Genomic DNA, 17,971 nt, shown 5'->3' on the forward strand with positions numbered 1-17,971 from the left:
ATCGTGCTGACGACCGCAAATGTCCTTGTAACAAAAAAGCATAAACCTAAGCTGGCTGTCGTCGCCGCGCTTTGCCAAAGTAGGGCAACGTTTAACCTCGCAACAGGGAATGAATATGAGTCAAACCACTGCTTTACACGCCGATCCATTAATCTGGGGCCACGGCCCCAAAGTGTTTGAAGTGTTTCTGGAACCTACCTGCCCGTTCTCAGTCCGTGCTTTTAATAAGCTGGATGCGCTGCTGGCATTGGTGGGGGAAGATAAGATGACGCTGAAGATTCGGCTGCAATCCCAGCCATGGCATATGTATTCCGGACTGATCGTTCGTTACATCCTCGCCGCATCCACTTTGCCAGAGGGCAAAGCCGCTGCAAAACGTGTGCTGCAGGCGGTCGCCGATCATCGTGAGGAGTTTGAGTTCACCGATCACAGTCATGGGCCCAATATGGACGCGACGCCGAACCAAATCCTTGCACGTTTGCAGCAGTACAGCGGCATCGATGCACACGCGCCGTTCCTGCGCGCCGAGCTGCAGAACGAAATTAAATGGCATTGTAAATATTCGCGCCAGAACGGTATTCACGTCTCACCCACCTTTATCACCAACGGTCTGGTGCAGTTGGATATGGGTAGCGGTGATGATATTGAGTCCTGGGCACAGCGCATTCTCGCCTGATGTCGTCAGCCCGCTCCGGCGGGCTATCCCCATATTTCGCAACAGATTTCAGCTTGCACTGATTGCACAATTTCCGATAATCGTTATCTACCTAATTATATAGCGAGAAAGGGAATGCAAGTCAGATACCTCACAGCATCGATGTTAACCGCCGCCGCGGGCCTCAGCCTGCAAGCACAAGCCAGTACCGATATTCGCGTAACTTATGCTGGTTCGATGGGGAAAGTGATGGACCAGTCTTTAGGTCCAGCCTTTGCCAAACAGAACGACGGAAAATATGAAGGGCAAGGCCAGGGCGCATACGGCATGGCACGTCTGCTGGCGAGTAAAAAAATCACTGCTGACGTGTTCGTCTCCATCACGCCAGGCCCGATGCAGATCTTAAAAGATGCTGGATTGATTGATGGTGCCGTACCGGTTGCCAGCACCAGCATGGTGGTGGCGTACAGCCCTAAAGGGAAATTTGCTCAGCAGTTCGCACAGGCTAAAGGCGCAGATGCCAGTTGGCTGAAAGTGCTGGCCACGCCGGGAATTAAATTCGGTCGCACCGATCCGATTAACGATCCAAAAGGCCAGAACATTATCTTTACCCTGCTGCTGGCTGAGAAGTATTACAAGCAGCCGGGCATCGCCGATAAAATTCTTGGTGGCTACCAAAACCCTGCTCAGACCCATCTTGAAGGTGGCCTGCTGGCTCGTCTGGAGAGTGGTCAGGTCGATGCCGCGGCAGGTTATGAGAGTGAAGTGATATCCGCGCATCTGCCTTATGTGGCGCTGCCGGATGAGATCAACCTGAGCAACCCAGACATGGCAAAACAGTGGTATGACACTGTCAGCTTCAGCGTCAAAGACAGCGCGGGCAAAGATAAAGTACTGCATACCCAGCCGCTGGTTTACTACGCAGCAGTGCTGAAAAACGCCCCGCACGGTACGGCAGCGGGTAAAGCCTTTGTCGATTTCATGCTGAGCCAGCCAGGTCAGGCGCTGTTTAAACAGAATGGTTACGCCGCACCGAAAGGCGGAGCTGTTTATCAGTAATGAAGACCGGTCACGCCACCGCGCTTTGGTTGTCACTGCCAGCACTGATGTTGCTGGCAGTGCCATTCGTCACCCTGATTGGCGTTACGCAATGGCAGCACATGCACCTTGCCTGGGGCGATGGCAGTGCCATCTCCACCTCTTTGGGATTGGGCGCGATTGCGCTGCTGTTGATCTTTATCAGCGGATTGCCGGTGGCGTGGTGGTTGTCGCAGGCAAAGGGTCGCGCACGCGCCATTGTGGAACTGTTGGTGATGATTCCATTACTGACGCCTCCGCTGGCAATGGGGATTTTACTGGTGAGCGCTTACGGACCTTATAGTGTTCCGGGGGAGTTACTGGGGAAATTTGGCTGGACGCTGGTTAACAATCCTGCCGCGTTTATTCTGGCGCAATGGTACGGCGCACTGCCCTACTTCATTACCACTGCGCGTTCCGCTTTTGCGGGCGTTCCGCAGGATATTCTGGATGCCGGTCGTACCTTAGGTGCCTCACCGTGGCAAGGATTTTGGCGTTTGTCGGTTCCGCTGGCCGCGCCGGGTTTGGCCTCTGCAACAGCTTTGGCGTGGGTGCGCGCCATGGGTGAGTTCGGCATTGTCATGATTTTCGCCTATTTCCCTCAGGGCATGCCGGTTCAGCTTTATAACAATCTGCAAAATGACGGCGTCGATGCGGTGTACGTACTGCTGTGGTTGCTGCTGTTGTTTACCTTACCGGTGCCGCTGCTGTGTTTTGTGGCGTCAAGACGCGTACGTTATGGCAGTTCATCAGTGGAGTCATAGCGCGGCAGGGAAACCGATATTCCGTAGCGGGTGGCCTGCAGGACGTGCCCAGGCTATGTTGGACAGGCTAATTGAAATGACACGACAGACCATGTGCTTAATGGGCGCAATATATTGCGCCCATCATGACTTAATCAATCGCTTTCAATGCATCCAGCGCGCAAGCCTCATCAAGATTACCGCCCGGCGCACCACCGACACCAATCGCACCAATCACCTGATTACCACTTTTTACCGGCACGCCACCGGCTAACAGCAGAAAGCCTGGTACGTCACGCATATTCTGCGCGCCTGGATTGTTCTGTGCCGTTTCCATCACTTTGCCACTCAGATTCCTGGTACTCAACGCGGTGTAGGCCTTCATACGGCTCGCTTCTACGGTGTGCGGACCGGCATTGTCCATACGCTGTACCGCAGTCACTAAACCTGCGCGATCTACTACTGTCACGGTGACATTGTAATTTTTTGCTGCGCAGGACTGAATAGCTACGCTGGCCAGTTTTTGCGCCTCAGCCAATGACAGATTGGATTCAGTCACGGCGGCCTGGCTGCCAAAAGAAACAAATGCCGCCGCAGCAGCAATCAAAGAAAGGCGAATAGTCATGTGTCACTCCTGAGTTATGTTAGGTGACACTGTAAAATGAGAGCAGGTTAATAAATATTCGGGTGATCACGCGTTCTGCCAGGTAGTTATACCTGGTTAAGTTGCTGCCAGGCGTGAATCAGTTGCGCAAGATTGTCCATTTCCAGTTTAGTCAGAACTGCGGCGCGATGGGCTTCAACCGTTCGTGGTGACAGCGATAAATCACGCGCTATCTCTTTGCTGGTCTGCCCGGCAATCATCAGTTGCATCACTTCGTTTTCACGCACCGACAACAATGCAAAACGCGACTGCAAAATCTGTTGCGCCTGCCAGCGCTGCGCGCGCTGTTCACTTTCATGCATTGCCTGGTGCACGCTTTCCAGCAACGGTTCAATCTCTAACGGTTTGGTGTAGAACTCGAAAGCCCCCTGACGGAACGCACGGCGACAGGCTTCAATCGTGCCATGACCGGTCATGATGATCACCGGCAGCAGCGGATGCCTTTCGCCCTTCTCTGCCAACCAGCTAAGGCCACTGATGCCCGGCATGCGGACGTCCAGCAACAAACAGCCGCGCAGCGGTTCCTGCGCTGACGTAGCCGCCTCAAATGAGGCCAAATCAGCAAAGTCGGCAACGTCATATTCCAGCGTTCTCAAGAGAAAACCCAATGATTCACGCACCGACAAATCATCATCCACTAACCAAACTTTTGCGCTCATTCCGTTACTCCGCCAGTGGGAAAATTAGGGTGATTTCCGCGCCGCCTTCGGCGCGGTTTGCCAGCCGCAGCTGGCCATTCATGCGTAACATCAAGCTCTCAACCAGCGTCATGCCAAGCCCCATGCTTTCTGGTCGCGAGCTGTAAAACGGCATACAGGCCTGCGCTAATCCTTCGACAGAAAAGCCTGGTCCGTTATCACTGATGATGATTTTAATCTCGTGCGCCAGGCGTTCTGAATTGATAGCCACCCACGCATCCGCCTGCCCTTGCTGCATGTGGATCGCATTTTGTAGCAGATTGTGAAAGACCTGTTCGAGCCATTGTTCGTCGCCGATAACACGCGCGTGGTCATGCTGAAACTGCTGATGAAGCACCACAGCGCCCGCATCCAGTTCTTGTTGTAATAGCACCGTGACTCGCCGCCATGTTGATTCAACACCGATCGCAGTCATCGCCACCGGGCGTTCGCTGACAATGTCGCGAAAACGTTGCAGCAATCCGGCCAATCGTTCAGTTTGTAAACTGATGGCACCGAGTGTCTGCGGCAGGCTATCGTGTTTGCCTTGCTTAAGCAGCAGCTGACTGGTGTGTAACCACGTGTTTATCGCGGTGAGCGGCTGGTTAATTTCATGGATGATACCCGCCGTGAATTCACCCAAAGATTCACGCCGCGTGCGCTGGAAATAGTCAGCCCGCAGACGCATTTCGACGTTTTGTCGCCAGTGACGCAATAATCCCCAACCGAGAAAACCGGTGATGAGCCACAACGTCAAAGCCAGCAGGGGCGGAGCGACATGCAGCGCACGCCAATCAGGATTCGCGCTGCCTTTAATTAGAAAAGGTTGGTAGAGGTTGATAAACGGACGCTGCCATTGCCAGCGCGCCGTTTCAGAATAGGCCGAAGTTAGTATTGCGGGCTGAGCATGAATATGAAATGCAAGTGCCAGCCCGACCTCTGGGGCTTGCACGGCAAAATGCAAATCCACCAGCATGCGGAATTGTCGATAGGGGTTATACAGCCAGTACCGTCCTTCGCTGGCATCTTCAAACCGCGGGCCGGTTAGCGGCCTGTTCTGTGTGTGCTCAAGCTGCACGATTTGCGGAAATTTCTTCTGCAATTCAGTGAGGTTTTCATCACCCGTCAATAATGGCAACAGAGTTTCATTCTGCGTTAAATAGGCCGCAATACGACTGAACTGCTGATGGAATTCCGCTTCACGCGTGCGCTGTTGATCCAGGATTTGTTCGGCAAGTAATGCGAACAAAGTCACCAGCGTGAGAAGTAGCCAGACCAGCCAATACCTTTTCATCCATGGGCGGTAAGTGTGAGGCATAGTTTTCCGTTGTTAAAGCGATAAAAAAGCCCTCCGGGTCAGGAGGGTTGTCGATACTGCACCAGCATCCATTCATAGTTTTGCAACGTTGTAACCTGCCCACCCATTGGATTCAATCAGTTTTACTGGTTTAGCGCTGATTTCAGAAGTCTACCAGGTACGACTTTGATTTAGATTGGCTTTTTCCCGATCGGTAAGCGACTCTGCGTTATCCTGTTGTATGAGTTGATAACGAAACATCAGCTGTTTTAACAGTAATCCCGTCTGTGTTTGTTCACTCAGCTGATCACCGTTACCTTCAGCGTAACGTCGAAGTTGCTCTTCAACCGGAATCTGCTGGTTAAAGGCCTGCATCGCGGAAAAAATCCCCGTTTTAAGCTCACTCACCGTGAGATATTTTCCTTTAGTTTTATCCAGTCCATTGAGTTGTTCAGCCATATTTTCCAACTGCGCCATACCACGATGCCAGCTCTGTAATTTTTCCAACGATATCGCTTGTTTCTCTCTGCGCTGTTGTTCGAGCAGGGCTTGAGAGGCCATCAAGTGCTGATGCTGTTCGTATCGATACCAACTGCCACAGACAAAGACTAAAACGCCAGCCAGTAAGGCACAGCAGGCCCCACTCACAAATGATTTTAATGATGAAGCCGTTGTGGGCGCGTCTTGCTGCTCATCCGCATCAGGATAGACCACATAAACGCGAGCCGGATGGCTGTGGTGTTCACTGTTGAGTGCTGCCGGAATAAGCTGTACCGGAGAGGGCAGTCTTTCTTGAAGCTGCGTTATGGAGTGTTTGACCTGATGCAATAACGTATTGGCCTGCGCGAATTCCCTGATACCAAAACGTAACAACGCTTCACGCAGGGATATCAGCAACCGCTCCGTTTCTAATAGCTGCGCCGCCATCTCGCTGCCCACCACCTGCCAGCCACGGTAGAGACTTTGCAGACGTCGAAACATCACGCTGAGGATATCGGCGCGCGCATCAATCGCCAGCGGCCAGAAAATCGACCACTGATGTACCACCAGCGCGTCAATCAGATTCAAGCCTTCATTGAGCCCCCTCAAACCCGCGTTGTTGGCACGCGCCAAAGTGAACCAGGCCGCACTCTGCAACTCCAGTCCATTTTGTTCAAACAACCCCAGCGTGAGTCTCTCCACTTTCCCCCAATCAACATCGGGCCGGGCGGGATGCGTCAGCTTACTCATCTCTTCCCGCAACTGGGAATAGCCTGGTAAGGTGCGCGGATCTGCACCGGTTTTAATCACCTGATTCATATTCAGCAACCTTCCTTGTTTATCCCGTCAAACCACTGCCCATTAACTGCTGTTGCTTTAAGTGACGCAGCAACACTCTGCCCTCTGGTTTGAATTCCGTGCCGTAGCGCACCAGCCAATACCGGTGAGTTCGGCTTCAATGGCGTAGCGCAATTCGCCTGGCAACGTTTGTTCCAGCAATGCCACCTCAATACGCTTGAGGCGCGGTTCGTACTTCAGCAACACGCTTGAAAAGGTGTGAAGCAGCTGGTGCGCAGTGCCCGGCATCCCCTGCAGGATGCGGGTCATATCCGGCAAACCGTAGTCGGGGATGTGTGCAATTGAACCAGCGCGGGTGTTGAGGATGCGCTGCAGGTTATCCAGCACCGAAAGAATGACCTGGTCCCGTTCGCTCACGGCATCGAGCGCCAGCCCGCCACTAAAATTGCCGTAAAGGATCTCATAAAGTGAAGGCATCATCAGGGTCTTTTAGCCTTTTCCGCGACCAAAGTCAGTGTACCGTCACCCAGTTCAATCACGCGCGCGTTGTCCGGATCGAGGTCATTGCGGGTCAGTAAGATTCGCCACTTATCATCCTGCGTGTCTGGCGACAGGAATAGCCCAGCCACTGCCACGAATTCCGCCTTATCGTCCATCGGCATATCAATACTGACTGACTCACCCGGGCGGATGCGGATGTCCTTTTGTGCCAGCAGGTCCGCCTTCAGAACCTGACTGTCAGCAGTGAATAGCGAGGGGTAGTCTGAGGCGTCAAAAGCGCTACTGTCCTTCAGTTGCCAGATGCGTACCACGGTTGAGAGCGCAGCACCCTGTGCGTTGCGGTTTGCCCCTTCACGGGCGCGAAAATCGAGATGCAGTGTGCGTATTTGCTTGTAAAAAATGGATTTTGTTACGGAGACGGTGCCCTCTGATACTTTCTGCGTCAGACCGCAGCTGCTGACGCTCAGTGCCAGCATAAGAGGGATAAGCGTTTTACCAGCGATAGTCGCCCTGTTCATCGGTTTCGATCCTTGAAGGTTGCACCCGGACGCGCTGATAGCGACCGAGCTGTATGGTTATCTGGTTAGACTCGCGGGAGCCCGTGATTTGTGTCAGAGGCAGCACCGCCGTGCGCCCGAGTTGCTGCGCCCCCTCCTTCCGGCAGCTTAGCTGTGCAACAGGCATCATTGCGCGGTAAACGCACAGCTCCAGTCGCGCATCTAGCTTTGATCCCAGGTAGACGTGCAACAGCGCCATCAAGTCGCCGTGCAGTTGCCCGCCGGGGAGCCATCCCCGGACTTCCTCAGGGTTGCCGGTGAACAGCCTCAGCAATACCTGACCGTTGACGTCTGTGGCATGCGTCCCCACCACCGGTCGATGCGTCAGACTGACAGGGTGGCGCGTGCTCATATTCAGTATTGAGGATTGGGGAATACGACGTGAATCCCAGGGCACGACCTGCGCGCGCGTGTCCGGTGCCAGCAGCTTCACCAGTGAGGTAACGCCTTCCGCAGTTCGTCCGGGCAGCAGCATCACCGGCAGCAACGCAAGGAAACGCGAGACCGGCGTCGCGATATTCTGCGCACAGCCGCTTATCCCCAGACCCGCCAGCCCCAGCAGGTACTGAGAGGTGTCATCGGTGCCACCAGGAGCGAAAGTTGCCGGGTAGGTGTATTTGCGCCAGATGCGATAAAACTGCGTGGTCAGGCGGTGGCTGAAGATGTCCAGAAAATCCTGTGTGGCCTCGTACCCTTCGCGCTGCCGCGTCACATCATCAATGTAATGCGACGGCAGCGGAGACGCCGTGCCATAGAGCCCCATGAAATTAATGCGTACCGTGGGCGGCAGATGCGGATAAGCGGGTTCCTCCGCGCCACGCATTTCCCCTGCCGGGAAGCCCATGCCGGGATGAGGCCGGAAGCGCACCGGTTCGTGCCGCACCTGCCAGCTGCAGCCCGGCACGGGTGCCTCGGGATCGCTCCTTTCCAGAAGCTGACAGAAGCGGTAAAAATTCATGTAAGGCAGCCGGTCACCCAGCCGCGCGATTAGCCGGGCAGGCGCTGACTGTGATTCTCTTTCCACCGGATGCATTTTCCTTCAGGCCGGATAATCAAGGAGAGCTGAATGAACTGGTTCATGTCCGCGTAAAGCGACATAAAACGGTTAAGCATCTCGCCAAACAGGTGTATGTCGCCATCACCGGTAAAACCGCTGCTGTCGAGCGTCACCTCAATGTCAAGACCACGCAGCAGGTAACCAGACTTAAACCGCTGCAGACGGTGATGCTGTACGTCAAGAATCGCATCCAGCCTGCGGTTGCAGAGTTCGTCATCCTGCCAGTTGTACAACGCCAGCGTGCCGCGCAGCACTTCTGCGCTATTCATCATATTGATGAAGCCGGAACCGAGGTGGCTCAGAACCCGCCAGTGAAAGCGGTCCTCAGCGGGTGGATAAGCAGGAAGTGTCGGACGAGTCAGATTGCGCACCGTGACAGGGGTCTGCAACACCTGTTCGCAGCGGTCCAGCAGGGTGCTTTGCAGCGCACGACGGGGAAGCTGCCCGTTGGTGCCGGTGATACGCAGCGAGAGCGTATCGCGGGAAAGCTCTTCCCCCTCCTCCCACTGCTGACCGCCGAGTATCAGCCAGGTGTCGTGCATCCCGGTCACGCCTTTTCGAACGCGCGTATGAAAATAGCGCTCAGGTGCGAGGCGTCGCATCATGCCGCCCCGGTGCCGGAAACTGGTGAACGGAACGTATTCAGCCGCACCGGTCAGCCCTGAACCGCTGACCGCATCCACCGAGTAAATTTCGGTATGTCCGTCCTGCAGGCGCTTCGCGCGCAGCAGGTACTCGCTCTCCAGTCCGTTAACCGTCAGCGGGTCAGCTTCCAGCGTGAACAGGTTAATCACCGGTACGCAGTGCAGTTTCAGCGAAGCATCGGTCACCGGCAAATCACTCTGCCACGCCTCACTGAATACCACCTCAATATCGAACCCCGTGAGTCCGGGTGGAAGAGGGATAGCTTCCAGTCCGTTCAGGGTCACAAAGCGAAACTTCTCCGGGAAGGTGAAGTACTCCAGCAGCAACTGATAGCCGCTGAAGGCGCTGTCACCCTTTGGCCACAGCCTGTCGTCCTCACCAAATCCACCCGGGCTGAACCAGGCGTTGAGGGCGATCCGCTCCTGCTGCCCGGCCAGGCGGACGTATATCGCGGCCTGACGGCGGGTCAGCCTCTGATGCAGCGCGGTCGCCACGGGCACGTCTTCTCCCAGCCACAGGCTGAGATGACGCAGGTCACACTGGCTCCAGTCCGCCTGCCCGCTGCTGGCTATGCGCAGGCGCAGCACGGAGCGTCCGTCCGGCTCGGTGCCCATGACCACGCCTGAGATTGACAGCGGATTAAGCGTAACCGGCTTTGTGGTGCGGTAGTGGCAGACAGTATTTTTGGGGCCTACCGGGCGAGAATACACCTCCAGCCCGGCGGGAGCGGTCTCCGCCATTTTCATTTTGGGCAGATCAGGCGAGAGAGCCACCACGCTGAGTGAAGGGATCGTGCGCAGATAATGCGGCCAGAGCATGCTGACCAGACCTTCGGTCAGCTCCGGCAGGTCATCATCAATCTTCTGACGCAGCCGACCGACGGAAAAAGCAAATCCTTCAAGCAGGCGCTCCACAAAAGGATCTGGCGTGCCTGCGCGGTCCAGATTGAGCATGGCGGCGCGGTCAGGGTGAGTTTCGGCAAATTCTCTGGCGGCGTCGCGCAGATAGCGCATTTCGTTATCGTAATAGCGTAGAGTTAAGTCTTTCATAAACGGGTTTCGTCTTCCTTTACGAAGTGGTCAGTATGGCAGCACGAGCGGCATCAATCCGGATAAGCGATGAAAGTAGTCTTTCCATCTCTGTGTGCGTCCTGGTTTTATCCGCTTCGCTTCGGCCTGCACGGCTGCGCAACAGCTTCAGCCTGCGGGACTGCACCTCAAACAACAGAGATGGCTCCCACTCGTCCAGCGTCATACTCTCTGCTTGCGTATCGAGCGCACATAGCAGATGAAGCGCCATTTCCTGACGGCCAAATTGCTCAGCAAGTCTGGCCATCAGCAAACGCAACAACCACTGCTGCCTGGGTGACGTTATGCCGGGCCGTTGCTGCAGCCAGGCCAGCGCTGCTTCAATGCCCTCCCTGTCTGCCAGGTCAGTGGCCTCGCTCTCCAGCTGCAACACATCATCCTCTGCGCCAGCAGTCACAGAGACAGCCTCCAATCCAAACACTCCCGCAGACATCAGCACATGCTGCTGGATCCAGCCCATGGTGACCTCATCCGCAAACGGCATTCCGTCACTGAAGGCCAGCGTCTCCAGCCCGTTGAGGCGCGACAGCAGGCCCTTAAGGTCGTCCTGAACAATCGCCGCCAGCGTCGCATTGCCCGAGCGCAGCTGCGCCTGGTGCTGGTACCACTGCAGGTCAAGCCAGAAGTGATTGCCGCCCCGGCTGAACAGGCTGTCGGCCTGCTCGGCCAGTTCGGCCCAGCTCTGCTGCAGCCACAGGCGCTTGAGCTGTGCGCGCTGGTCCGGCTTGGGTGGCTCGATACGGCTTTTGCCGTCGCCGGACAACGGTGGCAGCTGGCTGAGCGTGTCATGACGAATGGTTTTCATCAGCCTATGCGCGGCCAGCCATCCGCCTGGCTGATCGCGCAGATAAGCGGCCAGCGTTCGTGCCTGGTCCAGCAGATCACGCCCGGAACTGATAGCCGCCAGAGCGGGGGCGGCGGAGGCTGAAGACGACTGGGATGCGGGACCGTCTGCCGCCGTCTGGGGCACAACCGCATCCGGGCCGCCTGCCCTCAGCAACCTTGCCTCCAGCGCGCCATAAAGGCCGCCAAGGCCGGCCCCGCCCTGCGCTCTGCATACGTCATCAATCATCAGCAACGCCGCCACGGTACGCTGCGCCGTTGCGGTCGTCACTTCAGGATAAAGCGTCAGCGTATCCAGCATGCGCGCGCTGGCGGGAAAGCCCAGCGCCGCCTCACGACTGCGCGCCCGTTGCGGATGCAGAGCATCACCGAAGCGCTGCAGCAGGCCGGCAAGCAGGGCCAGACCGTCGGCGAACCCTTCTTCTCCGTCCTGTTGCAGTCGCGCCCAGCAGTGCCAGACTGCCACGCGGATATCTTTGGCTTCCGTCGTCAGTACCTGCTCCGCCAGCGCACAGATAAGCGCCGTGTCCGCGCCAGACAAACGGTTCATCTCTTCCTGCATCTGCTGGAACGCATCGTTGTAGGTCGGGTCTTCGCCTGCTGCGTGGGTGCCCGCCAGGGGTTTCAGCCACGGCTCCCACAGCGAAACAGACTCCGTGGCCAGCACGCGAAGATGGTCCGCATCCGCACCGCAGGCATTAATCAGAGATTGCAGTGGCATTAGTCTTCCTCGCTGACAAAATTTTCATCCGGCACGTCCGGGGCGTTACTGATAATGAATATGTCCGCCGGGAGCGTGAAGTTGCGCAGCTTCAGCAGCGCCAGCGGCCCCTCACCCGCTTCTGTTCGCAGAATGTAGTTCAGCGGACGGCCGTCGGGAGCCTGCCAGGTGAGCCGCCAGCTGCTGCTGATGCCCGGATTGGCGCTGACCTGAGCCTTATCCAGCAGGCGAATCAGACCCCAGCTGCCCGGCATGTCGCCGTACTGGCGGGTGCCGGCCTTCGTGCTTATCCAGCTCAGTGATGCGCCGGGCGCTTCAGTGTCAGCCGGCCAGGTGAAGCGTTTCCACACCGGTTGCTGATTCATGTAGGTGAGCTTCTGACTGTCAATAATCAGGTCAGTCTGCATTACGTCTGCAGCCGTACCAGGACGCAGCTCAAAGTGCAGCCCGGCCTCACCATTGGTGAACACCACGTCGGAAATCCGGCTGAGCTGATTAAGCGCCTGCAGAAAGGCCGGGTTAAACGTCAGCCCCTGGGCGTTGATACTGTCCGGTACCCAGCGGGAGCCTTCGCGGTGCAGCACGCCGCTCAGACGCGACTGCAGGAAGCGAGTGATGCGACCGTTGTCCGCATTCAGATATTTCGCCAGCAGCGGCAGTGACACTTCACTGCTGACATTTTTAAACGGATAGCGGCCGCCAAACGCGCTGTTCCACTCGTTCACCACCGCCTGCTGCCACTGGGCGTTCAGGCTGCCCGCAGCGGGCATCAGCACCTGCTGCCAGGCCTGCTCCATCGGGCGCACAAACACCGTCTGCCCGAAGGCGCTCCACTCCTGTCCCAGCCCGGCGGCGACCAGGCTGCCGTAATCACGCGTGTCAGTCAGGTCAACCGTTTTCCCCTGAAACACCGTCTGCGCCAGCGTCTGCGTCATGGCCTGCGGGTCTGCCGTGTTGGTGACCTGCTGCAGGCGCAGACGCACCTGAGTCACGCGCGTCAGGAAGGTACGCAGGCTCATACTGCTGCTGCCCTGACTGTCAGTCAGCGCCAGCAGCGGGCCGAAAGTCGCATCGAGTGGGCCGATCGGTCCGCTGTTCTGGTCAATGGCAGGGCGCTTTTCCCGACTGAGCAGGTTCTGCGCAGACTTCACCAGCGAGTCAGCAATAGCATCCCCACTCTGCCCGGTCCGTCCCTGCACGTTGAGCGTATTCATTAGCGCCACCAGCGGTGACTGGCGCACATCTGCCATCAGTGTGAGCTGGTCAATAGCGTCTGACAATGTCGGAGTAGGTTGCAGGCGCAGGCTGTTGAGGAAATTCAGCCAGGCGGCGCTGTAGTCAGAGAAGTAACGGCTGGTCAGCCTGGCTTGCAGTGCGTCCGGTGATGCTGCCTGGTCGGCCTGCGAATTGTCACCCAGCACCCAGTCCATCTCTTCCTTGCGCTCGCGAGCCACTTTTTCAATGGCAGGTTTCACGCCGTCTTCCCAGGCCTGCCGGGTAAACATCCCCGGGACTACTTCATCGGTCGTGAACAAACGCGCCGTATCTGTATCGCCGGTCATGTCTGACAGGCGCATGTCAGCATACTGTCGGGCTACCTGTGAGAGCATCCGCTGGTACTGGCGGGTTTCGCTGTTGGTTACCCCCATCTGCCGCACCAGCAGGGCGCGTACCTGACTGACAAGTTCATCATCGATCTTTAGCGCCCACTGCGGATGTGTACGCAAACTCTTGCTGTAGAAGGCCAGCAGCGGTGCACCTTCTCCCTGCCAATAACTGTCAGTCACGCCTTCACGCTGCGCCCAATCCCGTATCAGTGCATGACTAAACCACTCCTCATTCATTCGTTCCGGTCGCGCCAGCATCAGTAATAGTTTGAGCTGGGTGTAAGCGGGTCTTGCAAGCTGCTCGCGAAGTGGACTATCTGGCGGCAATGCGGCTATGGTTTTCAGCTTGGCCTTAAGGTGAATTGCCGCCGCATCACGCAGCAACGGCAGTGCGACATTACTGTATCGCTCCCAAAGTGCGTGGAGTAGCGCATCATTTTGATTTAGCCCGGTGAAGTCATACCACGGCACACCGTGAGCAGACCGATTTTGCAGGCGTTCGATTCCCGCTTGCAATTCAGCGAGTGCACTCAGCCGCTGCTCAATCCCAACACTTTGAGACGCGCGAGTAATCTGATCCTGTGTCGTAGCAATAATATTACGGTTGTAAATAAACGAGATAATTATCCCAGCAGCCCAGAGCACCATAAATGCTGAACTAATAATGCATAATACCTGAGGCCATCCCAGACGATGTTTTACCGGGCGTAATCCCACAGGTAATGTTGAAAGTGAAGCAAGTAACGAATCCCAACACTTGTCTTTTCCCCAATGATGTTTAACCTCTCGGGCAGACTCCATTGCTGAAGGGCTAAACATAATCCCTGCAACGGGTAACGGACGATGCGGATTCAGCAACTCAGTCAGAGACTGGCTAATACGCCTCGCTGACAGGGAGAGCTCAGATTTCAAAGCAAGCAAGAATGTGTACTGAGGATCAATACAGATTTGCTGAATTCCTTGCTCTGTCAATTTATAGGCCAATGTAAGTAGTTGCGCTTCAATAGCCTTCGATGTTGCTCGGAATGGCAATAAGCAACCGACAGACTGTGTAATTCTTCCTGAACAGTCACCAGCCGGATGTAACGACCACACAATAAACGGCAGTCTCCATCCTAATAATTCATAACGAGAGGTAATTCTTCGGGAGAGTGTATCTATTTCCTGTGGTGATAACATGTCGTCGGATGACGCGTAATCCAAAGCAGGAGATCGACTCAGAGATGATGTGACCCAAATCAAAGCATCAATCGGTTGATGGCATAATGCCTTAATCTTGCTGAACCAGTCATTATCCAAAGGCTGATCTGTATCTCCCCCCCACAACAGCACCGTACCTTGATGCTCTAGCCAGAACTGACTGCTAATGCCAGGGGCGAGTTGCTCCACATCCAGCTTACGCCCGGTGAGCATAATAATTGTCACTTTCTTTCGCCAGAAACGACCGAACTGATGGCCTAGTGCCAACTTGAGTTCAGATATGGCGACACCAGAGGCGGAGTTTCCATTCACTTGCTGGGTTTTATTGTTTTTAACAGAGGCATCATTATCATTACGCTCTTGCAAGATGCTTCTAATTAAAATCACTCCGTAACTCATGCATAAAAAAATAAAACATAATCCAATGAAGGCGTAAAGCTTGCTTTGAAACGTTAACAGGCCAATTCTTTCACCAAAACGATAAATACCCCAGGCAATCGCAGTGAGCACAAGAAAAATAACGCCATAACGACCTATCCAGTGCCTATCACTTCCTTTATTCGATGTGTTCATCATTTATTCCCTGTTGCACAATCATTAGTTTTCATCATTCCATTTTCTTTACTAATTCGTGTATCACGACTGAGTTGATAGCCCCTCAGGCGAAACTATTGTGGCCCACAACGGTGCGCTGGTACGATTACCACTCAAGATCAATTGCGCTTTTCCATTTCTGCAGAATTGTGCGGCGCAGGCGATGGCAACCCATGGAGCAGAACAACCAGGATATCCCAATATTGCATCAAGATTATTTAAGTCCTGCCCGATATTGATTGGACTTTTTACAGATTTTAATGCCGTGGCAACAGCAATATTATGTTCCGAATGGATACCAACCAGCCAGCCAGACTCTATACTTTCACCCGTTATGGGAACCCATTTCAGGGAGTGCGCAATAGCATATTCCAAATCTTTAACGTCTGTATAATATGACTGTTCCGGACGATGCAACCGCGCAAGAATCGGTAGATTCGGGACAGGTAGTGAATGACCGAGCAGTAAGCCGACAATTGCTTCTGAAGTTCCCTCAGGATGTTCGGGTTCAATCTGTGCGGCTAAGACTAAGAGCATTGTTTTTTCATTACTGCTTTGATCTAACCATTGGTCAATGACGGCAAGCCCGGCACCAGAAATGCGCGTAGCGGGTTGAGCTATGCTACTGTCATCCCAGCATTGCTTAAAAGTACTCTCTATCTGTTGACTATTCAGGTGACTCTCGCACTCGAGTAATACAGCAATAGATGTTGCTTCTGGCATCATGGCAAGGATTGGGCTGAGTTCTCCCAGCACATTAGCGAACCCTCGTTTCAATAATTGCTCTACGGTTTCTTCGTCATTTCTGTTTAAGCGACTGTGCCGGACGCCCCGGTATCCCAACCATGATGGCTGTGTTTTCAATGCCGCTTTTTTTTGGCTCAAAGCTTCCCACTGTAAGTTACCTTGAGTATCAGCGTCAGTGCGGAACGCAGTATGAAGACTTAATCCATAGACATTTAAATAACGCTGCCCGCGCTTTAGTTCTCGATTGAGTTGTTTTTCACGTAACCGATCACTGTTTATAGCTGCATTGAATTGTCCTTTAAACCAGGCCAGACGGAAAAACAATAGGAAAGCCCAACCTAAAAAAGGCAATTCAAGCGCGTTCTCCCAAAATATTATGTTGCTCATGTCCGGTTTAGAGATCTTCATCATTATGGCGTAATTTATGCCAACGATTATCATGATGAGCAATATTAAAAGCCACACCCACCATTTTGGCGCCACCGGCTTAATTGCAGGTGATGGTATTAATTTGAGATTGACTGGCATATTTACATCGCCGTTGCTGATGGTAGGCTTGATATCAAGCTGCACCCACATGCACAACGATGCCCATGAAATGCCACCGGTCGCCCGTAGTCTTTATAGGTTGCATGGCCCTCTGCGATAACATTTTTACCGTGCTTAGGGCAGTCAACAGGATCTCCCACTCGCGCAGCACCTACACCGTGAAACATCATCTTCATTGAAGCACTTAATACAGAGCCGCCGCCGGTATGTTTATCACCCAGCCGAATAATATTTTTCATTATTAAATATACCCTTGATAAATTAGTTAAATAAGAAACTTGTCACTAAATAAAACGATTATGAGGATTGTCTGATATAAAAATTACCGACTGAATGATGTTGTATTACCGCCATAGCACAACATGAATGACATATTCTTTCTGATGAAATCATTTAATACGTCAGCGGTCTGCCCGTCACCTGATCCAGGTGCTTCTTCTTCGCCAGCAGGGCAATCAACGCCTCACTTGGTTTTTCCGGCGGAATATTGGCTTCGCGGGCCTCCACCCACTTCAGTTTGCCGTCCCATTCCGGTAAAGGCGCGGGCGGTAGCGGAACGATGTCGTTGATTTCGGGTACGGTGGGATGAGCGTAGGAGTAACCTGACAGTATCTTCCAGATAGCCTTATAGCGCCGTGCGCGTTCGGGGTCGTTTTGCTGGCCTAGATAATCGAGCCTGTCAGTAGGCTCGGGACCGGAAAATCCCTCTTCTAAAAAGCTTGCAGAATTTTCGTCACCGGCAGCCACCCCCAATTGAAATGCTTCGGCTGCCTCTTTATATTTCTTTTTTGCCTTCAGGTTAATTCCCAGCGAAGATGCGGCTTCCCCGTCCCCCTGTTCTGCTGCGCAACGCCGCATCAGCCGGACTATGTCCCCGGTATTCTCAAGCCAGGATAACTTTTCGCCCACGTAAGCCTGTGCCTGGGCGTTGCCTTCATCAGCCGCCTTACGGTAGTAACGCAGCGCCATGTCCTCATCCTGCTTCAGCCCTGCAGCACCGTACTGCAGATAGATGGCGATAAAGTAGTAGCCGCTGGCGACTCCGGCATCGATAAGCTGCTGGCTGAAGCGGCGTCGTTCCGATGCAGTCAGACCAAAACGCCCGCGCAGCGACCCGTTCTGCAGATTGATGGTGGCTTTGACATGTCCGTTTTCTGCCGCAATCCGATAGAGACGGGCAATTTCCAGGTCTATGACCTTGTCCTGCCTGAGCTGGTTGTTCACCTGCAGCCAGCGGGCGTATCTGAACAGCACATCAGCTTCAGCTTCCGGCCCCGGAATAATCTCGTGTCTGCAGGTGAAGGCCTGCCCGGTGCTGGCACCACCGGGCGATGGGATGCCACTCATGTTTGTCTGAAACGGGGAAGCGCTGTTATCGCACCCTGCCAGCAGCAGGCAGAGCATCCCGATAGCGGCGTGCCGCTGGCTGTAGTTGTTTGTCATGGCCTGCTCTTCCTTGTGTTAACGGCTT

The 17,971-nt window shown here is 54.5% G+C and carries 15 protein-coding genes and 1 pseudogene; 3 read left to right on the forward strand and 13 right to left on the reverse strand.

Annotated elements, in window-relative coordinates; translation table 11 throughout:
• The first annotated feature begins 115 nt into the window (after positions 1–115).
• The 3 genes from JK231_RS12565 (at position 116) to JK231_RS12575 (ending at position 2,496) form a co-directional block, all read left to right on the forward strand.
• Complete coding sequence (locus tag JK231_RS12565) at positions 116–676, forward strand: thioredoxin (RefSeq protein WP_182058816.1); 561 nt, start codon at positions 116–118, stop codon at positions 674–676.
• A 114-nt stretch (positions 677–790) separates the two neighbouring features.
• On the forward strand, positions 791–1,714 hold the full coding sequence (locus JK231_RS12570) for an extracellular solute-binding protein (RefSeq protein ID WP_211728701.1): 924 nt from the start codon (positions 791–793) through the stop codon (positions 1,712–1,714).
• A complete protein-coding gene (locus JK231_RS12575) occupies positions 1,714–2,496 on the forward strand; it encodes an ABC transporter permease (protein WP_058961988.1) in 783 nt (260 codons plus the stop codon). Before JK231_RS12570 ends, JK231_RS12575 begins: the two co-directional genes overlap by 1 nt.
• A gap of 130 nt (positions 2,497–2,626) precedes the next feature.
• Here the strand turns inward: JK231_RS12575 and JK231_RS12580 are convergent, their stop codons facing one another.
• From JK231_RS12580 to JK231_RS12640, 13 genes and pseudogenes are all read right to left on the reverse strand, one after another.
• Entirely contained in the window at positions 2,627–3,100 is a 474-nt protein-coding gene (locus JK231_RS12580) for a heme-binding protein (protein ID WP_097118724.1), read from the reverse strand.
• An 86-nt stretch (positions 3,101–3,186) separates the two neighbouring features.
• Positions 3,187–3,798 (reverse strand): response regulator, encoded by a 612-nt coding sequence (locus tag JK231_RS12585; RefSeq protein ID WP_045834320.1) that lies wholly within the window; start codon positions 3,796–3,798, stop codon positions 3,187–3,189.
• A gap of 4 nt (positions 3,799–3,802) precedes the next feature.
• Positions 3,803–5,134, reverse strand: a complete 1,332-nt coding sequence (locus tag JK231_RS12590; RefSeq protein ID WP_211728702.1) for an ATP-binding protein — start codon at positions 5,132–5,134, stop codon at positions 3,803–3,805.
• A gap of 150 nt (positions 5,135–5,284) precedes the next feature.
• The gene (locus JK231_RS12595) at positions 5,285–6,412 is read right to left on the reverse strand and encodes a VasL domain-containing protein (RefSeq protein ID WP_211728703.1); all 1,128 of its coding nucleotides are present in this window, start codon (positions 6,410–6,412) and stop codon (positions 5,285–5,287) included.
• A 19-nt stretch (positions 6,413–6,431) separates the two neighbouring features.
• A pseudogene (tssE, locus tag JK231_RS12600) lies at positions 6,432–6,871 on the reverse strand (type VI secretion system baseplate subunit TssE).
• Positions 6,871–7,410: a type VI secretion system lipoprotein TssJ gene (gene tssJ, locus JK231_RS12605; RefSeq protein WP_211728704.1), complete on the reverse strand. Its 540-nt coding sequence runs from the start codon at positions 7,408–7,410 to the stop codon at positions 6,871–6,873. The pseudogene tssE and the gene tssJ overlap by 1 nt, the downstream one beginning before the upstream one ends.
• Positions 7,385–8,482, reverse strand: a complete 1,098-nt coding sequence (gene tssG / locus JK231_RS12610) for a type VI secretion system baseplate subunit TssG (RefSeq protein WP_211728705.1) — start codon at positions 8,480–8,482, stop codon at positions 7,385–7,387. Before tssG ends, tssJ begins: the two co-directional genes overlap by 26 nt.
• Positions 8,437–10,200: a type VI secretion system baseplate subunit TssF gene (gene tssF / locus JK231_RS12615; protein WP_211728706.1), complete on the reverse strand. Its 1,764-nt coding sequence runs from the start codon at positions 10,198–10,200 to the stop codon at positions 8,437–8,439. Before tssF ends, tssG begins: the two co-directional genes overlap by 46 nt.
• 19 nt (positions 10,201–10,219) lie before the next feature.
• The gene (tssA, locus tag JK231_RS12620) at positions 10,220–11,803 is read right to left on the reverse strand and encodes a type VI secretion system protein TssA (protein ID WP_211728707.1); all 1,584 of its coding nucleotides are present in this window, start codon (positions 11,801–11,803) and stop codon (positions 10,220–10,222) included.
• Positions 11,803–15,183, reverse strand: a complete 3,381-nt coding sequence (locus JK231_RS12625; RefSeq protein ID WP_211728708.1) for an ImcF-related family protein — start codon at positions 15,181–15,183, stop codon at positions 11,803–11,805. Before JK231_RS12625 ends, tssA begins: the two co-directional genes overlap by 1 nt.
• Before the next feature lie 63 nt (positions 15,184–15,246).
• A complete protein-coding gene (locus tag JK231_RS12630; protein WP_249221701.1) occupies positions 15,247–16,530 on the reverse strand; it encodes a hypothetical protein in 1,284 nt (427 codons plus the stop codon).
• Positions 16,482–16,739: a PAAR domain-containing protein gene (locus JK231_RS12635; protein ID WP_072017065.1), complete on the reverse strand. Its 258-nt coding sequence runs from the start codon at positions 16,737–16,739 to the stop codon at positions 16,482–16,484. Before JK231_RS12635 ends, JK231_RS12630 begins: the two co-directional genes overlap by 49 nt.
• A gap of 154 nt (positions 16,740–16,893) precedes the next feature.
• Positions 16,894–17,943 carry a DUF6396 domain-containing protein gene (locus JK231_RS12640; protein ID WP_211728709.1) on the reverse strand — a complete coding sequence of 350 codons (1,050 nt, stop codon included), beginning with the start codon at positions 17,941–17,943 and terminating at the stop codon, positions 16,894–16,896.
• Between the last annotated feature and the right edge of the window lie 28 nt (positions 17,944–17,971).

Origin of the sequence: Pantoea sp. JGM49 (assembly GCF_018257655.1) — a bacterium.
Taxonomy (GTDB): Bacteria; Pseudomonadota; Gammaproteobacteria; order Enterobacterales; family Enterobacteriaceae; genus Pantoea; species Pantoea communis.